The sequence below is a fragment of the Acetobacter suratthaniensis genome, assembly GCF_017377745.1.
Taxonomy (GTDB): domain Bacteria; phylum Pseudomonadota; class Alphaproteobacteria; order Acetobacterales; family Acetobacteraceae; genus Acetobacter; species Acetobacter suratthaniensis.
Genome location: NZ_JAFVMG010000007.1, coordinates 134243 through 151736 on the forward strand (window position 1 = coordinate 134243; position 17494 = coordinate 151736).

Annotated in this window: 26 protein-coding genes; all 26 read right to left on the reverse strand. The window is 59.6% G+C overall.

Annotation, left to right across the window (positions count from 1 at the left end; all coding sequences use genetic code 11):
* Positions 1–3: 3 nt before the first annotated feature.
* A complete protein-coding gene (locus J2D75_RS08495) occupies positions 4–957 on the reverse strand; it encodes a Mu-like prophage major head subunit gpT family protein (RefSeq protein ID WP_207854344.1) in 954 nt (317 codons plus the stop codon).
* Between the two features lie 13 nt (positions 958–970).
* Positions 971–1417 carry a hypothetical protein gene (locus J2D75_RS08500; protein ID WP_207854345.1) on the reverse strand — a complete coding sequence of 149 codons (447 nt, stop codon included), beginning with the start codon at positions 1415–1417 and terminating at the stop codon, positions 971–973.
* A complete protein-coding gene (locus J2D75_RS08505; protein ID WP_207854346.1) occupies positions 1407–2411 on the reverse strand; it encodes a phage protease in 1005 nt (334 codons plus the stop codon). The genes J2D75_RS08500 and J2D75_RS08505 overlap by 11 nt, the downstream gene beginning before the upstream one ends.
* Positions 2412–2648: 237 nt before the next feature.
* Positions 2649–3167: a phage virion morphogenesis protein gene (locus J2D75_RS08510; protein WP_207854347.1), complete on the reverse strand. Its 519-nt coding sequence runs from the start codon at positions 3165–3167 to the stop codon at positions 2649–2651.
* Positions 3168–3299: 132 nt separating this feature from the next.
* Positions 3300–4577 (reverse strand): phage head morphogenesis protein, encoded by a 1278-nt coding sequence (locus tag J2D75_RS08515; RefSeq protein WP_207854348.1) that lies wholly within the window; start codon positions 4575–4577, stop codon positions 3300–3302.
* The gene (locus J2D75_RS08520) at positions 4570–6297 is read right to left on the reverse strand and encodes a DUF935 domain-containing protein (protein WP_207854349.1); all 1728 of its coding nucleotides are present in this window, start codon (positions 6295–6297) and stop codon (positions 4570–4572) included. Before J2D75_RS08520 ends, J2D75_RS08515 begins: the two co-directional genes overlap by 8 nt.
* Positions 6297–6521: a hypothetical protein gene (locus J2D75_RS08525; protein WP_207854350.1), complete on the reverse strand. Its 225-nt coding sequence runs from the start codon at positions 6519–6521 to the stop codon at positions 6297–6299. The genes J2D75_RS08520 and J2D75_RS08525 overlap by 1 nt, the downstream gene beginning before the upstream one ends.
* Positions 6521–6763: a hypothetical protein gene (locus J2D75_RS08530; RefSeq protein WP_207854351.1), complete on the reverse strand. Its 243-nt coding sequence runs from the start codon at positions 6761–6763 to the stop codon at positions 6521–6523. Before J2D75_RS08530 ends, J2D75_RS08525 begins: the two co-directional genes overlap by 1 nt.
* Positions 6760–8400, reverse strand: coding sequence for a hypothetical protein (locus J2D75_RS08535; protein WP_207854352.1), 1641 nt, complete (start codon positions 8398–8400; stop codon positions 6760–6762). Before J2D75_RS08535 ends, J2D75_RS08530 begins: the two co-directional genes overlap by 4 nt.
* Entirely contained in the window at positions 8397–8945 is a 549-nt protein-coding gene (locus tag J2D75_RS08540) for a DUF3486 family protein (RefSeq protein ID WP_341534970.1), read from the reverse strand. Before J2D75_RS08540 ends, J2D75_RS08535 begins: the two co-directional genes overlap by 4 nt.
* A 20-nt stretch (positions 8946–8965) precedes the next feature.
* Positions 8966–9277: a VpaChn25_0724 family phage protein gene (locus J2D75_RS08545; RefSeq protein ID WP_207854354.1), complete on the reverse strand. Its 312-nt coding sequence runs from the start codon at positions 9275–9277 to the stop codon at positions 8966–8968.
* Between the two features lie 5 nt (positions 9278–9282).
* Complete coding sequence (locus tag J2D75_RS08550) at positions 9283–9534, reverse strand: hypothetical protein (RefSeq protein WP_207854355.1); 252 nt, start codon at positions 9532–9534, stop codon at positions 9283–9285.
* 12 nt (positions 9535–9546) lie between these two features.
* A complete protein-coding gene (locus tag J2D75_RS08555) occupies positions 9547–9951 on the reverse strand; it encodes a hypothetical protein (RefSeq protein ID WP_207854356.1) in 405 nt (134 codons plus the stop codon).
* Between the two features lie 80 nt (positions 9952–10031).
* On the reverse strand, positions 10032–10745 hold the full coding sequence (locus J2D75_RS08560; RefSeq protein WP_207854357.1) for a glycosyl hydrolase 108 family protein: 714 nt from the start codon (positions 10743–10745) through the stop codon (positions 10032–10034).
* Between the two features lie 61 nt (positions 10746–10806).
* On the reverse strand, positions 10807–11196 hold the full coding sequence (locus J2D75_RS08565) for a hypothetical protein (RefSeq protein ID WP_207854358.1): 390 nt from the start codon (positions 11194–11196) through the stop codon (positions 10807–10809).
* A gap of 128 nt (positions 11197–11324) precedes the next feature.
* Positions 11325–11594: a hypothetical protein gene (locus J2D75_RS08570; protein WP_207854359.1), complete on the reverse strand. Its 270-nt coding sequence runs from the start codon at positions 11592–11594 to the stop codon at positions 11325–11327.
* Positions 11587–12006 (reverse strand): regulatory protein GemA, encoded by a 420-nt coding sequence (locus J2D75_RS08575; protein WP_207854360.1) that lies wholly within the window; start codon positions 12004–12006, stop codon positions 11587–11589. The genes J2D75_RS08570 and J2D75_RS08575 overlap by 8 nt, the downstream gene beginning before the upstream one ends.
* 14 nt (positions 12007–12020) lie before the next feature.
* Positions 12021–12248, reverse strand: a complete 228-nt coding sequence (locus J2D75_RS08580; RefSeq protein WP_207854361.1) for a ClpX C4-type zinc finger protein — start codon at positions 12246–12248, stop codon at positions 12021–12023.
* Between the two features lie 9 nt (positions 12249–12257).
* Positions 12258–12911 carry a DUF3164 family protein gene (locus J2D75_RS08585; protein ID WP_207854362.1) on the reverse strand — a complete coding sequence of 218 codons (654 nt, stop codon included), beginning with the start codon at positions 12909–12911 and terminating at the stop codon, positions 12258–12260.
* Positions 12908–13213 (reverse strand): hypothetical protein, encoded by a 306-nt coding sequence (locus tag J2D75_RS08590; RefSeq protein WP_207854363.1) that lies wholly within the window; start codon positions 13211–13213, stop codon positions 12908–12910. Before J2D75_RS08590 ends, J2D75_RS08585 begins: the two co-directional genes overlap by 4 nt.
* A complete protein-coding gene (locus tag J2D75_RS08595; RefSeq protein WP_207854364.1) occupies positions 13213–13518 on the reverse strand; it encodes a hypothetical protein in 306 nt (101 codons plus the stop codon). Before J2D75_RS08595 ends, J2D75_RS08590 begins: the two co-directional genes overlap by 1 nt.
* Positions 13515–13757 (reverse strand): hypothetical protein, encoded by a 243-nt coding sequence (locus tag J2D75_RS08600; protein WP_207854365.1) that lies wholly within the window; start codon positions 13755–13757, stop codon positions 13515–13517. Before J2D75_RS08600 ends, J2D75_RS08595 begins: the two co-directional genes overlap by 4 nt.
* Positions 13757–14038, reverse strand: a complete 282-nt coding sequence (locus tag J2D75_RS08605) for a hypothetical protein (protein WP_207854366.1) — start codon at positions 14036–14038, stop codon at positions 13757–13759. The genes J2D75_RS08600 and J2D75_RS08605 overlap by 1 nt, the downstream gene beginning before the upstream one ends.
* Positions 14039–14043: 5 nt before the next feature.
* Complete coding sequence (locus tag J2D75_RS08610) at positions 14044–15006, reverse strand: AAA family ATPase (RefSeq protein ID WP_207854367.1); 963 nt, start codon at positions 15004–15006, stop codon at positions 14044–14046.
* 41 nt (positions 15007–15047) lie between these two features.
* Entirely contained in the window at positions 15048–16985 is a 1938-nt protein-coding gene (locus J2D75_RS08615; protein ID WP_243428617.1) for a transposase domain-containing protein, read from the reverse strand.
* A gap of 26 nt (positions 16986–17011) precedes the next feature.
* The coding region (locus tag J2D75_RS08620) for a hypothetical protein (RefSeq protein WP_207854369.1) at positions 17012–17494 on the reverse strand (483 nt) is incomplete at its 5' end.

Sequence of the window (17494 nt, forward strand, 5' to 3'; positions counted from 1 at the left end):
GGCTTACGCCCCCACTGCCTGCGGTAGCCGGTCGGCCACCAGCAGATCGCAGTAATCGGCCCAGACGTTGGATGTCGGGCCATACGTTTTCCCGTCATCCGCCAGACTCATGACCAGCGTGCTCTTGAGCAGCATGCGCGCAGCCCCTTCCAGATTGCGGGGCACCACCATCAACGTGGGCTGTACGCCATAGGGCGTTCCATCCCGGCGGCACTGGCTGGCCATGCGGGCAATGGCATCTTGGAACACAGCCCCCGTCAGAGGCCGGTTCGAGCAGAAGGCAAACTGATACATGCCGTATCCAGCCGCGCAGCGCCCATCCGTTCCCCACTGGAACTCACGGTGCATGAACACATTCTCGGAATTGAGCTGTGTGCGCGGCGTGATGGTGAAGGCGCGCCGGTTCTGAAAGATCATCGCTTTCAGCGGCTTGCTCGTATCAAACAGATACCACCACGGCTGCGCTGCCTCCCCATTGGCAATCGTGCTCATATTCGCATAGGAAACGGTCTTGCCCGTGCTGGCAGTTGCCTCATGATCGGTATCGAAGAAGTTCTGGCCATCCATGCACTTGCTGGCGCGCCCCTTGGACAGGGTTTCGTAAACCAGCTTGTCCGGGAAGGTCGCGGCATCCTGACCCAGCGATTCCACCCACGGAAAAATATAGCCGTAGGTGTCGTCTTCCAGATCCTCGCGTTTGACGCTGAAACTCTCTTCAAACGTCCTGTTGGCCAGCACCATACGGTCAGCCGTGGAAAGCTGGTGTATCTGGCGTGGACCAAGCCACTCACGGATACCCGGCAGTTCCGCCATGCGCGGGAAGAAATTCGCAGCGGATGTGGAGGGCATTTCCAGCGCGAATTTCTGCCATGTCGGCTGCACCACACCGAGCGGGCGGTTGAACGCCAGATTGATGCGCGTGCTCAGCGCGTTGATGTTACCTGCGGTAATTTCCATTGTTCAGCGCGCCTTATGCCAGATACGTCCAGGCGGTGCCCTGTGCGTCCAGACCGGCAAACGTGCCGACCTGCATCCGCGCGGAACCACCTTCGGGTGTTTGGGTGAGAGAGACGGTCTCATCATCGACCGCGTAAACGGGCTTGTTCACGTCAGCCCATGTGGGAGCCACATCGAACGGCAATGCCCATGTGCCGCGTTCGCACCACACACTGCCAGCACCGCTATGCTCGCCAAACGTATTGGACGTGCCGGTGTTGTCCTGCCCATGCCGCGCAATGCCCGCGATTGCGACAATGGGAGAAGGCGGTGCCGCAGTACCAGCCTGCGCCAGTGTGCCATCCTGACACACGGCGGCGATGGACCCACGAAACACTTTCATGCCAGCCGCGACAGGCAGCCCGAATTCAGGCCCATGCCCGCAGGGGATACGGGTCAGCGCGCGATCATCAGTAAGCATTGCCAGCCTCCAGCGCCGTGCGTTCGGCGTCCGTCACCTTGAAGGTGGCGTCCATGGCGGCAACGGCCTTCGGGTCAGCCCCGGCATCCGCGCGCGGGGTTGCCTGCGCCGCATGGGCGGCTCCTGTCATTTGGGAAACCTGCCCCTGCGGAATTTTGGGAAGCTGCGCGATAATCTTCGCCGCCATTTCAGGGTTGGTGGCATGGAGGGCAACCAGTTCGCCGCGCAGTTCGGCACTGATCACATGCCCATCGCGTGCGGCACCATCCACGGCCGCTTCCGCCGTGCGCACCGCATCGCGCTGCTTGAGGGCGGCCAGTTCGGTCTGCACGGCCGTGAGGGCCTGCGCATGCGCGCTCTCACCCTCAAGCCGGGCGCGCACGCCGGTAGCAATGGCCGTGGCGTCCGCGTCCGCTCCAAGGTTGAGCAGCCCGCTCAGGCTGGTATGCAGCGCCCGGTTGGACTTTGCTTCGGCAAGGGCGCGCTCAACGTCCGCCTGCGTGGCGCTGGCGGGCAGGCCAAGCGCCAGCGCGATGGCTTCGAGATCCATCGTCGTCTCCTGTGTTGTTGTCTGATGATGAAGGGCAGTCAGTGTCAGGTTCGGAGCGTTGGTCAGCGATGCCCGCATGATGCGCTTTACCGTTCCGTCCGGGTCATACTCGATCAGTGGGGAAACACCCCGGTAGGCATGGTTTTCCATTGCCTGAGCACCGGGCGGCGTCCATTCGACACGCCCCCATATCCCGTCTGCGCGGGCCTGTAGTTCCACAATCCAGCCCATGGCATGCGCGGGCATGCCGATCTTGGCGGCCGTGTCGGTGGAATGGTTTTCGTCCAGCGTCAGTTTGCCTCTGCCCGCACGCATGGAACTGGCGATAACGCCCTGCGGGTCACGCAGCACATACGGCCCACGCCCGTCGTCACCCTTAAAGGTGCCTGCGGGCAGGATGTGTATCCACTCCGGCGGTGTGGTGCCGGTGTGCGTCTGGGTCATGTGAAGGGCGCATGTCTTTCGCATGGCCCCAATATCGCGCGGAGCAATCCATGCTGGCAGACTGTCAGATAACAGGGGCAGAAAAGATGTGCTGCGGCACCCCGAAACGCCGGGTCTGATTTTTTCGCCCCAGAGCGTGTCTGGCAGAGAATGCGCCTAATTCCCCGCGCAGTCCCTAAAACACGCTGTAGCCCCCTTTTAAACCCTTTTAGAAACCTTTTAAAACCCGCTCACCCATCACACGCCACCATCGCCGCCTATGGCGCGCAGCAGAGCCGCCTCCAGTTCCTCTATAATCCTGACCCTGTCTTCCTCGGAAAGACCAAGGTAGGGGCGCGCTTCAATCAGCACGCTATCGACGTGCCACAGATGCCCACCCATCATGAAAGAGAGATACCGCCCGTTTCTGGGCTGGATCACCGCACCGAACTGATGCACCGGAGCATACACTTCATCCGATCCCACCAGCAGCTCGCTGCCCACCACGACAGAGCGGATCGACCCGCGCAGTTTGCCGCTCTCTACCAGAATGCCCACCCCCTGCTTCTCCACTGCCGCATAAAGCGGGTTCAGCGGGGCGTAGCTCTGCCAGTCCACACCATCGGGATCACGCCCACTGTCAAAGCGCTGCCGCGTGCTGTCTTCCAGCGGCAGCCCTATCGCGGCCAGCACACCTTCAGGATGCAGGCCGACCGCCGCGATCCGGCCAAGTGTTGCGTGCAGGTCGTCCCAGTCCATACTCACGGCAACAGACATTGAATTTCCTCCCCGACTTCCGATATGATGCCCGTGACGCGCCGAGACATGGTGTTATTCAGCCGACCATAGAACCGCCCCCGTGGCGGGTTCGTTTGGGGGTTCTGGCTGGCCCCCCGGCGCGTCATTCCCTTACTCGCTTCCGTCCCCGGCACTTTCGTCATCTGGCAGCGCCGCCAGATCGCCCGAGAGAATCTGCATGCCACGCAGCGCCTTCGCGGCTTTCTCTTTCGTGGTGCGATGGAAGGAGAGCAGATAGTTTTCCGTGCCATCACCCGTAGTCTTCAGCGCCCCCCGATAGAGCTGCCCCGCATGGTGGAAGAACAGCACCCGCCGCTCGCCCTGACGGGCCACGACATCGGGCCGTGCCAGAGCATCGGGCAGATGTGCGTAATCGGCATCGGTCAGGTCGCCATGCTTATGAAGCTGCTTCTCCATGGTTTCGCCCGACAGGCGCACGGTGCCGGTTTGCGCGCCCAGCGCCTTGCGCACCGCATCGGGCATTTCCCCGACTGGCACATGCCCCACGGGATTTTGCTTCAACCGTAAAATGGCGGCCCGGCGCGCATCATTACGGTGCTCTTCTGGCACGGGTGCCAGAGGCGTTTCGTGGGGGGGCGGGGTCGTTTGAGCAGGTGGCATGCGCGGCGGTGATGGCGGTGGCGCAACCGGCCCCGCGTCTTCCGCCCTGAAGCGGCCACCAGTCTGGGGTGCCTGTCCCTGCTGCCACGCCTTGCCGGGGTTGTAGGCAAAGCCGGGGTCGATACCTTCAGGCACCAGCACGGTCTTGCCTGTGCGTTTATTGTACCATGGGCGCGGGTTGAGCGGCGGCGGTGTGGAAACCTCCAGTCCCATACGCCGCATCATGCGCTCGGACAGGACATTCACCGTGCAATGGCACTTCCAGCCATTGGGTGGGTAATGTGTGTTCCACCACGGATCATCCGCCCGAAAAATCCGGCCCGACCACGCGACATGCTCGGGCCGTGGATGCTGGCAGGTATGATGCTGGTATTGCCAGTAAGGGAACATCTCCAGCGCTTCAGGCGTGGTCTGGCGGGCATAGCGTCCGGCTGAATACGCCATGGAGGTGTTCACGCCGTAAATCAGGTTCGAGCGCCATGCAGCACTACCGTTATGCGCCCAGCCATGCCGGGCCACGATGGCGTCAAACTCCTTGCGGAACGTCTGCGCCGTCAGCTTGCCTGCAATGGCCTGATCAACGGCCTTGCGCAGATCCTCCAGCAACGCCTCAGACGCGGCCCCCGCCACCATGAAGCCCCGTGCATGCGCCTCATGCCACAGATCGTCCCAGTGCTTTGTTGGCACATTGAGTTTCTGCCGGAAAAACGCGCTCGCCTCGGATGGCGGCATACGCAGGACGGAACCGAGGTCGCCCGCATCAGCCATTGGCCGCCATTTCTTCGTACACCTCGAACTCGCCCAGCAGGTTCGCCACCATCATGCCCTGCGCCATCTGCCGGGCAAATGCATCCTCAGACAGATTCAGCGCCGCCATGCCGCGCGCCATATCCGCCATGTCGGTGGCGTGCATCACCACATGCCGGGCCTGATCGATCATGCCATCCAGAGCGCTCTGGGCATCACGCGCCATGCCCTGCGCGGCCAGTTCCATCAGGGTGGGCGCAGCCGGTTGCGTCGCATGGGCCTGCATCAGCCGCCTCAGACGCTCCGACAGCGCCGCATGGGCCGCCCGCTGCTCAGGCGCTTTTTCTGTCGGCACACGTTCGCTACTAACGGTCGGGGCAGGCACCCGTGCTGGTTCAGTCCGTCCGGCAAGCGCCTCGGCCGGGAGTGTGCGGGGTGGCTCCACAGGCTGCGGCTGGGCTTTCGTGCCCACCACCAGGTCATCCTGTTCAGGCGGCTTCAGCCCGAAGCGGTCATACAGATCCTGCGCGCGCACCAGCCAGCCCTGCGGCCCGGCCCATTGAATGGCCGCGATCAGCTCGGTCAGTGGCGGTTCATCCGGCCGCCCTATGGAAATAATGGGATACTGATCCTGCGGCCCGAAGCTGAAGGCCACCATGGGAGCCGCGCATTGCGCGCTGGCGGTAAAGGACAGCATCAGGGCATCGGCCCGCTCGATGTCATCCTGCACAAGCCGGTGAATGGCTCCCGATGCATGCGCGCCCGCCTTGCTTTCGGTCGTGCCGGTCTGCCCCAGAACCGCCTTGCTTATTTCCTCATTCAGAAACCGCATCCGCCGTTCGTGGATATCATTGGCACCCGCGCCGTTCTTGGGCTCCTTGAAGTCGATTTCCATCCCCTGCGGAATCATGGCGGCACAGTTGCCCGCGATATCCGTCAGGGCGCGGAACAGCACGTTCCGATCCTCTTCCGATGCGCTGGGGCCATAGGTGCCCACCCGCATGGGCAGACCATAATTCTGCACGAACAGCGCCCAGTCGCGGTTCGTGAACAGCTTGAACATCACCGCCCAGACACAGGCCCGCGTCAATCCGCTCTGGATTGTCAGCCCCGACCATGATGGATGCCGATGCACGACAAACTTGCTCGCCATCATGTCCGTAAAGCCGATCTGCGTCACACCATCCGGCACGGGGCTTTTCGCGGGAGCGCCGTTCTGGTCACGGATCAGGATGGTTTCGCCGTCCTCGTAGCTCACTTCGAACCACCGCTGGGGCCGAAAGCTCAGGCGCTCCGGGTAGTAGTTCCCGGCCTCGCAGTGCCAGTCCATCTCATGGACGGAAAACCCCTTGGCCATCGCATCCATCATGTCAAACAGCGCACGACGCAGGATGCCCCGCTCCACCCACCCACGCACAAAATCGGCATGCGCCACATGTCTGGGATCGTCCGATGCGGGTGTGACCGTAATGGGGAGCTGCGCCACAACCCGTTTGCGTGTGTTCAGCACTCCCAGATAGTGCAGATCGCGCCGCTCGATATGCTCGGCCAGCACCTGCCACGCCAGACTGTCGCCCTGATCAGCCTGCGCCATCAATGCGCCGATCCGCGCTGGTGTCAGGTCACCAATCGGGGTCGCCACCACGGCCGGGCGCAAACCGACCATCCGCGCCCCTGCGGCATCGTCCTTCAGCTCGGTGCTGCTGATCGGCTGTCCATACTGGTCGAGCAGGGTCGCCATCAGTCCGCCGCCTTCTGGCAGGCCCGCCCCTGATCGCGCAGGCCCGCGTAATCACGCATGGCGCGGTGGGTCATGGGCATGTCTGTATGGGCGGCGAGTTCCTGCGCCAGCGCTGTCTGCTCAGCGGCGGAATAACTGACCAGTGTCGGGCACTCGGGCCGCAGCACAGGGGTCGTGCAGCCGCACAATGGCAGGCACACACATAAAATCATGAGCGCGCGCATCAGAATGTCCCGTCCTTCAGGCGTTGTTGCAGGGCCACGTCATCACCGGGAGCGGCTGTCTGGGCTTCCGCCATGGCCCGCTCCACCGTCACCGCCTGACGGCTGATCCCCGCGACAATGGATGCCTGAGCCTGCGCCTGTTCCTTTTGCGCCGCCTGAGTAAAAGCCCGGCTGACCCAGATCATGACCCCGACCAGCAACACACAGATAAGGGCAGCACAGATCCACGCGACATCCGTCATAGCGATATTCCCCCTCGCAGGCCGAAATCATCCGCCCGCGCGCCGAAATCTTCGGCCCGGTTGCGTGCGTCCGGCGTGATATCCGCGCTGTAATCCCGTCCGCCGCCCAGACTACGGCGTGGATCAGGCACAGCGGTGAATTCATAAATATCTGGGTCCGCGCTGCTGGCTGCGTAGGCCAGAGCAGCCGCAATGGCGGCGTCACCATGGCGCTGCCCGCTTTCATCTTCCGTGCGCTTTACCGGAATGCGGGCAACACCGTTCACCAGCCGGAGCGCATGAATGTCGTCATGCACATCCCGGTCGGCTGGTATGGTAAGAGAGCCTTCTTCAAAAGCAGACTTAAATGGCGGCATGTTGTCGCGGTACCAAGCCTCTGAAAAACTCACGGCCTGAATACGCGCGCCAAACTTCTGCCTTGTCACTTCACCAAGCCAGCCGCCATTGCCGGTGGCATCAATGGCACCCGCCCGCAGACGTGGCAGGCGCTTCAGGATAAACCACAAAATCTGTCTTTGCTGTTCATACGGAACATTGCGCAGTTCCAGAACAAAGGGCGTTGTGCGGACAAGCGACTGTTCCAACGCCATGATCCAGATGACCGACAAATCCCCTGATCGTGCAAAATCCTGCCCAAATACGTGGGGGGTTTTCGGGTCTAGGGCATGCAGTAACGGAAGCAGTTCTTCCTTGCAGAAATCTTCGGCTTCCTGCCTGCGAACAGGTTCATCCAGCATCACAAACTTGTCGTCACACCCCCACCGCACAACCACGCCAGAATTGGATGTGCGGGCCGTTATCAAGGCGCGTGGAATATATGCGCCTTTGGTTGCCGTGGGGATGACGTGCAGTTCCTGATCGGCCTTGCTGCCGAACTCGCGCAGTATTTTTTCATACCACTTCTTTTCGCCCTCGAACGTCCATTCCTTGCCACTTTTGGCGCAGACCGCACGATAAAGACCGTCCTTGACTGCATCTTCAAAGGTGATGCGGATCAGGTGGTAATCCTGATAATCCGTGCGTTTGGCACGAATACCTTCGACCAGTTCATTGAACGGGTTGGTATCGCCGTTATGGGTGGACAGAATGATGATCTTCGCACCCCAGATACGCAGCGCCAGGGCGGCGGTAATCATCGCGTCCAGATCATCCACAAACGCGGCTTCATCAAGGATGACCAGCCCCTGTTTCGACCGGAATGCACGGGCAACAGACGGCAGGGCGAGAATTTCAAAGCCGGATGCAAGGTCGATACGGAAAATCTTCAGATCACGGTCAGGATTATTGGGGTCTATGAACAGGTCTTCCTGAACATTGGACGCGGCCATTTGCAGTATTCTGGCGGCTTTTCCGCAGTCATCAATAAACTGCCGGGTCATGTCCTTTTCATAACCCATGTAAAACACGTCCATGCCGCCAGCAGTGGCCGCAGCACCGGCAACGGTGACGGCCAGCCACGCCAGCGTCCACGAAATACCGATACGGCGCGATTTCTCGATAACGAGAATTTCGTGCGCCATATAATCTTCGATAATGCGTGACTGATACGGAATGAGTGCCGTTGTGGCCGACAACTCCCGTGATGGACTGGTAAGAACACGGGCCGGTGTCGGGATTACGTCCTGCCCGCCAGTCATGATTTCACGCCCAGAATGCGGTCGCGGATCATTTTGGTAGTTTCGTCAGAAAGCCCCTTTTCCTTCGCCAGCATTTTCAGGTTTTTCTCGGCCTGTCTGCGGAGCCGCGCCTCGGTCTGCGCTTCGATTTCCTTGATGAATTCCGCATCCGTCTTGCTGGCATGGGTCAGGTGATCCAGCGCCTTGGCCAGAGCCATGATACCGGCCGGGTTCCCCTGCAGGGTCTTAAGCCACGATTTATCGTCGCCTTCCTCAGCCGCCATATGCAGATCAAGAATGATCCCATGCAGCAACTCGATATTTGCACGGGCAAACTGTGACGCACCGCCATCACCCGTCCGTCTGGCCAGCGCCTCGGCCATGGTGCGTGAGCGCACGAGCTGGGCCGCCAGCTTCTCGCTGCGGTGCAGATGCCTACCCAGCGCGGAACGGCTGATGTCGGTTACGTCCAGTTCCCGCAGTGCTGCCAGAATTTCGTCAATGCTGTGCCCGTGCGCGCGCAGCCGGGCAATTTCGTCACGGATTTCTTCTGGCTGCCTGTCCACGGATGATGGCCTCCCCATGGTTATCGGACCAGAGACACAGCCACGCCGTTAATCAGCTGCACCCCTTCAGCCACCCGTGAGCCGGTATCCGTCAGCACGGCCACCCACACCGTGTCGCCGGGGCGTTCGGTCGGCAGGCGTTCAATCCGCAGGCAGCCATTCTGCTCCATCCAGTGCAGGTCAGCCCGCAGTCGGTCAAAATCCACCGGGCAGCCTTCGGCGCGCAGCACACGCAGCAGCACCGGCTCCCCCATACGCCCGTCACTGATTTCCTTCAGTGTCTTGAGGATACGCAGACGGCAATCCTCAATAAGAACCCGTGCCACACTCATGATTTTCAGTCCCTTCGGGCATCGACATGCCCCTTGATCAACAGGTGCAGCAGTTCCTTCTGCTGCATCCCGTTTTCGCGGATTTCCTCAAGCCGTCGGCTGATCTGCTCAACGGCTTTTTCGTGTCCCTCTTGGCGCGTTGCCAGAGCACTCACTCTGGACAGGGCCAGAACAGCCACCCCGAGAGCGAGAGCGGCAACGCAGGCCAGCAGCTCCAACCCATGCGGCAAGCCCGGTGCCGCTTCCGCTCCCAGCATGGCGTTCGGCCGTTACGCGTCGGAAGTCGTGCTGGCCGTGGCTGTCGCCACCGATGCGCTGGACGCGGCAACGGGGGTCGTGTCGGCCGTCTGCGGCACGAGAATACCCGACAGATCGGCAATGGCGGCTTTGAGGTGCGTCACGATCGCATCCTCCTTGGGCAGGGCAATGCCCAGCGAATTGGCCAGCGTGACAAATTCCGCAATCGATGCGGACACGACCTGATTGCCCGCCTCGAACGTGTCGAAAGCGGCCTGCAGCTTGTCGATCCCACCATCAATGGAGGTCACGGCGGACTTCACCGCCGTCTGGGCGATGGAGGAGTAGTTGGAAAGCTTGCTGCCCACCAGTGTGGGCACAATGGCGTTAATGACGCTGAACAGGGGCGAGAGAATACCCATGACCGAAACAGACATGATTGCCTCATGAAAAAAACGACGCCGCGTGAGCGCCATGATCGGATAAGCCGCCCCGCGCGCCCGCGCGGCGGGAAACGCTAGGCGCTGACAGCACCATCCAGATCGGACAGGGCGCGGCTTACCCGCCAGTCCAGCCGGGCGAGCCAGCCATGCCCGTATTCATCAAACCCCCTGAAACTGCGGTATGCCTGCTCCTGCGCGGAGGCGAGGGCGTAAATCAGCACGCGTGTCACGGCTCCGGCATTGGCCTGCCGCGCCACAGCGGCCATGGTAACCGGGCCAAGCGCCCCATCGGGCGATACCCCCAGATCCTGCTGAAGCTTCTGCCCCCAAGCAGGGCTGACCAGCGGGGCCACGGTCGGGGCCGATACGGCAACCACTGCCGCCAGAGTTCGCGGCCCGATATCGCCATCAACCAGACTGTCAGACAGCCCCACAATGTGCTGGAGTTGGCGGCCCGCGCGTGACACGCCGGAATTGAACCCGAAGTCAAACAGCATGCGGGAGAGGCCCGGCCCAAGGGCTGCGCAGTTCAGGGTCCGCCAGTAGAGAGCACGGGCGATTGTCAGGAAAGTCGCGTGGGTAATCCCGCGCATGATCTGGGGGGTGACCAGTTCGGCCGAACCCAGCCAGTGGGCCATGACAGGTGCTGAAATACCACGCATGGTGCCAGCCAGACGGCCAACACCAACAATGCCCGATGTCCAGTTACCCGGATCACTGCGCGTTGCGGAGTAAAGACCTTCGCGGCCCTCGGTCTCTGTCGCGATTTTTTCGAAATTGCTGTCCATGCCTGCGACGATACGCGCGCATGGAAGGGGGCTGGCAGACTGTCAGATAACAGGGGGGCGTTCAGAAGAGGGAAATCTGCCGCTCATCAACCCGGCGGCCAGCGCGCGGCGCAAAAACACGCACACCATTCTCCCGCATACGCGCCAGTGTCGCATAGACCTGACGAACACTCAGGCCGGTTCGGGTCGCCATTTCGGTAACCGGCAGGCCTGCATTGCGGTAACACAGAACACGCCATGCCTTGTGCATGGGAACATCCCAGTATCCCGGCCCAAAATTCTGGCAGATCGCTCTGGCCAGATCATCGCCATACATCTGGGTCAGGCGGCTGTTGTCAGCCCGTTTGGAAACATACAGCCGCGTGCCGCCAAACGCTTCCAGAAACGAAAGAACCGCGTCCACACCCGCAGCGTCCACCAGACATGCAACGCTCTCAGGAATATCGGACACGGCTCTTTCCCTTCAAGATTTACCAACAGGATTGTCGGGATAAACGCTATTTCAGAGGCTCTTAAAATATGCCTCGAACGGCATATTTGTACACTCTTTCCTCATTTTAAGGGTTTTTGCTGAATTATCTACAGGTCATTCAGCAGATTGGGCTTTCTGCTCTCATCAGTAATACGGTGACTTTTGGGTATGATTTTTGGCGCAGTACGTTTTTCAACTGTTGCCAACCTGACCTCAGAAGCCAGAACATTATCTGTTTCAGTATGAACAAAGGTATTCCGGCCCGCCTCGTATCGAACCTCTTTCGCCTTCTCAGCAATTTTCATAATGGTCATCGCGTCATTCATTGACATCGCATAATCATGATAACCAATAGACACTACCGCCATTTTAGCCATTCCGCGTCTCCATCCGGCTCTTCCACGCCTTAAGCGCCTCAATCACCTTGCGCCCCTGTGGCTCGTCCAGAAACTCGGGCGCGCTCACACTCACGCACCGTTCCACAAAGGCCCGCAGTGCTTCCTTGGAGCCATCCCCGCGCAGCAGGGGCTTCATCTCCTTCCACAAGGCATAGACCTTGCGCACCCACGGTTTATGGTTGGGGGCCGTCGCCTTGAAGCCCAGCCGTTTCATTTCCGCCAGCACATCATGCAACTGCTGCACAGAACAGACCGTGCTGGACACACGCCCCGTCACGCGCTGCAACAGCGCGCGATAGGTCACATCATCCAGCCTCAACTGGCGGCGGCCAACATGGATTTTCCGCACCATGGCCTCCCGTCCGGGAGCCGCCTTCTCCTGTGAAAGCATGTGAGGTTTCCGGGTCATGAGGGTTTCCCCGCAAAAAAATCTCTTATCGCAAGAACCGGAAACATCACACGTTTCACCATGCGCCCTACACTCTCTCTAATTTCACTCTCCTTGCTCAACTGCCACGCAAGACCAACACATTCGTTGCAGATATTCGCCTTTAGTCCACCAACAAGCATTCTGACATCATGATTGGATTTTCCACAGAAGTCGCAGTGCAGCATTTTGCTATCGTCCGCCATCACACCACCTCACAGTCTGGAAAAATCAACGACAATCTGCTCGTAGCCGTCATCATTACTGGCGCGCGCATAGGCGCGGATGCCCAGCTTCGAACCGGCTGGCTCAATCGCGTCCTCAATGGCCCGCTTCGCATCCTCCCATTTTGGGTGACGCAGGTTCAGGCGTTTCAGACTGGCCAGCCGCTGTATGTTCACGCGGCCCGTGCGCTCGTCGCGCTCGAACGCCGCCTGTATCAGGGTGCGCAGATCCGCATCGGCCCCGCCGGTCAGATCATCAAGGATTTCGTTCATCAATGCCTGTGCCGCAGGCAGCGCCGCCGTCACACGGCTGTAGTCGGCCGACTGAACGGCCACCTTGCGGCGATCTCCGAACGCGGTAATCGTGATCCCGCCGCGCCGTCCGCCCAACCGCGCGCCATACCGCTCGAACACCAGTGCCTGATAGGCCTCGATATCGTCGAAAATCGCCTGTTTTTCCCGAGCCACATGCTCAGACAAGGCGCGCATACGGCTGACGATTGCTCGCGCGGTCTGGTCTGCCAGAACCGTCTCGGGCCGCAGGCGATCTACCCGCACCAGATTGCCGAATTCGGAACGGAGCATTTCCTCGCCGTCCACGACCTCAACTTCATCACGCAACAGTTTTTCTGCCCCGTTCGTCATCCTACATCCCTCCTGTTCATGCCTGAAAAATACGAGAAAATATCTTTTGAAGAGCCGTTCAGGCTGACGCGCAGCTTTTCCACGGCTTCGAATGCCTGCTGGTCTGTCATGGTGTCATCCATGCCCGGCACCCGGTATTCGTGCCCGTTCCACGCTCTGGCGCGCATGGCGGGCTTGATCGCCTCGCGCGTGCCGCAGCACAGCGGCAGCGTGCCATCAGGGAAGCCCACCCCCGGATGCCATTCGATCCGGCCCGTGCGATCAACCCACGCGGTCATGATCTCGCCTGTCTGCCGTGCCATTAGTGGATCGTCCTGTTGTGCGGGGTTACAGGAAGCTGCTGCATGGTGTGTTCGATATTTTCCTGCACCATGGAAAAATGGAGAACGCTGGCAACCGCCATGCTCCATGCGGCAGTCTGCAAATCGGCCATCGTTCCACCATCACCCTGCGTAATCCCAACAATGCGGGCCATGTCAGCACCAATGCGATCAATGACGTCGGACAGGGACCACTTGATGTTTTCCTGCTCCATTGCCGCGAGAGCCTTACTCATGCTGTCGAAAATCACCGGGAGGTTCACAAGGGTTCTTTCACGCCTGCTCATGACCGCACCTCGACAAACTCGGCGTCGATAATGCAGGGCATGGCCTGCACGGGAATACTCAGCATGGAAAAGGCGGCTTCCAGCTCATTCGCCATGCCGTTCAGCCAGTCCGCCGCCTCGCGCCGGTCGTTCTGATCCAGAACAGTCACTTCACGAGGCAGGGCATACAGGGCCGCACCCGCGCGCATGGAGCGCAGAACACGGTCGATCGTATCAATCGGGGTGGAATGTCGGGACATCAGATGCTCTCCATGTGCTCAAGGATTTCGCGGGCGGTGGTGGCGGTGTCGTACTGATCCAGAAATTCAATCACGAGCGCGCGCCGGGCCTCGCCGCCAATCAGGCGGCTGAACCGCAGGGCACGCGCTGCCCCTTCCGCCGTTTCATCCGGCTCCAGCCCGCGCAGATAATCGCGGATATCGCGCAACAGCGCCCGATGCCGCTCGGGCTGCGCAAAAATCGTGCCTTCGACAATCTCGGTCAGAACATCGGACGGCACCGGCATTTCAAGAATGGACATGATGATTACCCCTGCGCCCTGATTTTCGGGAATTCGCCTGTCATGTGTTCGGCCCACGCCCCTTCAAGGTCTTTGCGTGTGATCTGGTCACGCCCATGCACCCGCGCGATTTTCGTGGCGTTGCGCAGCACCTTGGTCATGCTGCGCAGTCCGCCATCACGGCGGCCGATTTCCTTGGCGTAGAGCTGCACTTCCTCATCCTGCGCGCTCGCCCATTCCGCCAGAATGGCGCACATGTCCTTCTGGCGGGGCTTGGCGATCTTCCGGCGCAAACCAATGCGGCTGAACAACTGCGCGTAATCCGCCGTGCGGCCCAACCCATCAAACTTGGCGTTCAGCGGCGCGTTGCCCATAAACACCACGCCCACCTTGGCCTGATCGTGAATGGAGCGGATTTCCTCAACAGCTTTCACGGACAGGTGCTGCGCCTCATCAATGATCAGCACCGCTTCCGTGTTCTTCAAGCGGCGGATAATCGAGCGGATACGGCGCACGCCCTTTTCATTGCAGCCGAGTGTATCGGCAATTTCATGCAGCACAGCCGCCGAACTGGACAGGCTGGGGTCCGCCGTGATCAGAAACACGTTGTTCGAGCGTTTCTGGTATTCCTCCACCGCCATCGTCTTGCCGGTGCCAGCATTGCCGGAAATCACTGCCAGATCGACATCATACTGCGCCGTCTCAATCATGTTCATGATCGTGCGGGCTGTTTCCGTCATGACAAAACCCGGCACTACCGGCCGTTCGGCACGATTGCGCTCCTTGGTTTCCTGCGCTTCAAGCCACGCCTGCAGCTTGCCAGCGATTTTTTCGTTATCACCGGCATAGTTCCCGCCCAGAAATGCGCTGACAGTGGGGGCGGACGAAGCGCAGGCTGCGGCAATCTGCGACAGGGAGAGCCCGGTGCGCTCCTTGCGGTCTTTTACGGCGTCACGCAGACGTACGTGATCATTCATGATCTGTGTCATGTGAAAAATATTCCTGTTTACAAGAGCTTTATTGGCTCGTTTCAGTCTTCGTCAGTATCGACCAGCCGCAGAGAGCGCGTTTCGGGGCGCGTCTGCTCGTTATACTTGCTCAGCCAGTCTTCTTCTTCTTCGTCATGCTGCGCCACAGCGGCGTTGCCGTTACTCACAAACGGCTTGGGCCGCAGCGGGCGCACCACCTTGGTTTCCACCAGATCGTCCTGAGCATCTGAAATCTTTGGCATCAGGTCGATCATCTCGCCCGGTGACATGCTCCGCTGCAGCTCAAGATTTTCCTTCACATTGCGAAGGATTTTCCGCTCTTTGCGCTTCGTCTCACCTGCTGCCTGTGTATCAAAGAAGCCAGTTTTTTCGATAACCGGCGCATTACCAAGGAAAGACCCGTTCTTCGCATACACATGCAGGTCAGAATGAAGGTTCTGAGGGTCGTAGCGAACCACCACGCTTTCCCCCAGATGCTCATGCAGGAAGTCAGCGAAATAGCGGTTCTTCATGAACCGGATGGAGCCATTCTTCTTGTTGACCGTCACATTCTCAGCCGCCAGCAGCCACAGGTGGCGCTGGGCCTCGGTAGCCTTGCGGACCGGACGGATGGAAAGACTTTCAGAAAACGCCTGAAAGAAGCTCTTTTTACCACCGCAGGTAGGTGTGTGACGGTTCGGGCGGTTATTATGTTCCTTTATGCCCTGTTCAACGACCTTTAAAAACTCTTCCAGAGGTATGGCCTTGCTGCCATAGTTCTCGGGCTTTGCCAGCGGGTTATTGCCGACATAGGCCCCGGCAAACCGCAAATCCTTGGCGATGTTTTCTTCCATATCGCCAAAGGCACGCTCAATGGGCTTTGACTGACCATGCCGGGGGATCGCCCAGTGGGTTTTAACCCCCAGAATGGTCATGACGCCGTTGACATCATCCTCCTTTATCTTGAAGCGGAAGCGTGTTTTTGCCCCGCCTGTCATGCGCTTTGAGGCAAAGGCACGGCCGTTATCCATCAGGGCTTCCTCAGGGATGCCCCATTTTTCAATCATGTCGCCAAAAGCAAGCTGGATCAGGTCCGTATTCTCGGACCTGTCCACACGCCATGACAGGATCGTATTGCTGTATAAATCCTGCCACGCCGCCATGACTGGACGCGCGACCACCCCATCCGGCCAAAGCACAAAGATGTCCCACTTATGCCCGTCCGCATTGACCGCCTGCATGGCATGCAGATAGGTGCGGTCGCGTTCCTGAGCGGGAATCATCTGCTTGGCAGCGTCCTTGCCGTGCCGCGCCATCGTCACCACCATCTGCGGCAGTTCCTTGACCCGCCGTTTCATGGTGTTGATGCTCGGAATAACCCAGCCCTGTTCCTCTGCCGCCGTTACCAGATCACGGTAGCACTTCTCAAACTTGGGCCTTTCAGGCTGCAACCAGCGGGACTTGAAGAACTCCAGCGCCTGCTCATCACATGAAGCTCTTTTCTTTACATTCCCCTTGTGTTGGTCAACGAGCATAGGAAGCCAATGATTTCTTGGAACATCCTTCACGCGCCGCCGCCAGTTCTGGATTGTCGTGCGTGAAAGTCCCGCGTCTAAACGCACCTCATGAATGGCCTCTTCATTTGTCAATCCAGCCTCGACCAAACGGACTATGCGATCCAAATACCCCAGAACCTTCAGGGCCTTGGCTTTCGCTTTGTCTGTGGCTTTGTCGTATGCCTGCCATTCCGCATCATAGCGGTGGTCAGCGTTAGAAACGGCAGATTTCTCATCTCCCTCACTGATTTCCAGAAACTTGTGCATCCACACAAGCTGTGCCGCGCGATCAAGCACCCGAAAAGAATACTCGACACAACCACCAGCAACTTCACGCTTACGCCACACTTGATTCCGCCATTCAGGCCGGTTCCATCGGTGCTTTTGTGCCCGAACTTGCAATGCCCGTTCATCTGGTATGCCGGGCAAACCCAAAGCGGCCATCTCCGGCAGGGTCGCCCACTCGCGCGTTAGCATCCCTCCCTCCTTACGCCATAAAACCAACGTAGAGCGTCATGCAGAATATCGCGATTGCCAACGCCTCCACGGGCTGCGTTGGTAATGCTTTCTGCCTGAAACAGGTTCCGCTCGATCTCCTTTAACGCCTTCAGGTGACGCTCAACCGCCGTTAAAGCTCCATCGCTTCCAGAACAAAACGGGCGCAGGGAGACAATATCGCCTTTGCTATCTTCCTTGGCGTTTCCGGTCCTATACAGCGCCCATCCGGTCAAAATCTGCGGCGTAATCCGCTCAAAAAGCAGCCCTCTTCCGTTGGAGGTCATCAGAGGAGCGCACAGGAAATCCAGATCGCACTGCGCTTCAAACCAGATTTGCAACGCCCCATCCCTAGAGGATTCAAACGTCAGGTTTCTGTATTCGACTACGCGGTTCATGCCACACCCCCGATCAGACGGAGGAGAGGTGCGGTCTGGACGCATTGCCAGACTCGCACC

What these genes read in the sequence shown, in the direction of transcription:
- J2D75_RS08495 (WP_207854344.1), bottom strand. Translation starts at nt 957, where the DNA reads ATGGAAATTACCGCAGGTAACATCAACGCGCTGAGCACGCGCATCAAT.
- J2D75_RS08500 (WP_207854345.1), bottom strand. Translation starts at nt 1,417, where the DNA reads ATGCTTACTGATGATCGCGCGCTGACCCGTATCCCCTGCGGGCATGGG.
- J2D75_RS08505 (WP_207854346.1), bottom strand. Translation starts at nt 2,411, where the DNA reads ATGACCCAGACGCACACCGGCACCACACCGCCGGAGTGGATACACATC.
- J2D75_RS08510 (WP_207854347.1), bottom strand. Translation starts at nt 3,167, where the DNA reads ATGTCTGTTGCCGTGAGTATGGACTGGGACGACCTGCACGCAACACTT.
- J2D75_RS08515 (WP_207854348.1), bottom strand. Translation starts at nt 4,577, where the DNA reads ATGGCTGATGCGGGCGACCTCGGTTCCGTCCTGCGTATGCCGCCATCC.
- J2D75_RS08520 (WP_207854349.1), bottom strand. Translation starts at nt 6,297, where the DNA reads ATGGCGACCCTGCTCGACCAGTATGGACAGCCGATCAGCAGCACCGAG.
- J2D75_RS08525 (WP_207854350.1), bottom strand. Translation starts at nt 6,521, where the DNA reads ATGCGCGCGCTCATGATTTTATGTGTGTGCCTGCCATTGTGCGGCTGC.
- J2D75_RS08530 (WP_207854351.1), bottom strand. Translation starts at nt 6,763, where the DNA reads ATGACGGATGTCGCGTGGATCTGTGCTGCCCTTATCTGTGTGTTGCTG.
- J2D75_RS08535 (WP_207854352.1), bottom strand. Translation starts at nt 8,400, where the DNA reads ATGACTGGCGGGCAGGACGTAATCCCGACACCGGCCCGTGTTCTTACC.
- J2D75_RS08545 (WP_207854354.1), bottom strand. Translation starts at nt 9,277, where the DNA reads ATGAGTGTGGCACGGGTTCTTATTGAGGATTGCCGTCTGCGTATCCTC.
- J2D75_RS08550 (WP_207854355.1), bottom strand. Translation starts at nt 9,534, where the DNA reads ATGCTGGGAGCGGAAGCGGCACCGGGCTTGCCGCATGGGTTGGAGCTG.
- J2D75_RS08555 (WP_207854356.1), bottom strand. Translation starts at nt 9,951, where the DNA reads ATGTCTGTTTCGGTCATGGGTATTCTCTCGCCCCTGTTCAGCGTCATT.
- J2D75_RS08560 (WP_207854357.1), bottom strand. Translation starts at nt 10,745, where the DNA reads ATGGACAGCAATTTCGAAAAAATCGCGACAGAGACCGAGGGCCGCGAA.
- J2D75_RS08570 (WP_207854359.1), bottom strand. Translation starts at nt 11,594, where the DNA reads ATGGCTAAAATGGCGGTAGTGTCTATTGGTTATCATGATTATGCGATG.
- J2D75_RS08575 (WP_207854360.1), bottom strand. Translation starts at nt 12,006, where the DNA reads ATGCTTTCACAGGAGAAGGCGGCTCCCGGACGGGAGGCCATGGTGCGG.
- J2D75_RS08580 (WP_207854361.1), bottom strand. Translation starts at nt 12,248, where the DNA reads ATGGCGGACGATAGCAAAATGCTGCACTGCGACTTCTGTGGAAAATCC.
- J2D75_RS08585 (WP_207854362.1), bottom strand. Translation starts at nt 12,911, where the DNA reads ATGACGAACGGGGCAGAAAAACTGTTGCGTGATGAAGTTGAGGTCGTG.
- J2D75_RS08590 (WP_207854363.1), bottom strand. Translation starts at nt 13,213, where the DNA reads ATGGCACGGCAGACAGGCGAGATCATGACCGCGTGGGTTGATCGCACG.
- J2D75_RS08595 (WP_207854364.1), bottom strand. Translation starts at nt 13,518, where the DNA reads ATGAGCAGGCGTGAAAGAACCCTTGTGAACCTCCCGGTGATTTTCGAC.
- J2D75_RS08600 (WP_207854365.1), bottom strand. Translation starts at nt 13,757, where the DNA reads ATGTCCCGACATTCCACCCCGATTGATACGATCGACCGTGTTCTGCGC.
- J2D75_RS08605 (WP_207854366.1), bottom strand. Translation starts at nt 14,038, where the DNA reads ATGTCCATTCTTGAAATGCCGGTGCCGTCCGATGTTCTGACCGAGATT.
- J2D75_RS08610 (WP_207854367.1), bottom strand. Translation starts at nt 15,006, where the DNA reads ATGACACAGATCATGAATGATCACGTACGTCTGCGTGACGCCGTAAAA.
- J2D75_RS08615 (WP_243428617.1), bottom strand. Translation starts at nt 16,985, where the DNA reads ATGGCCGCTTTGGGTTTGCCCGGCATACCAGATGAACGGGCATTGCAA.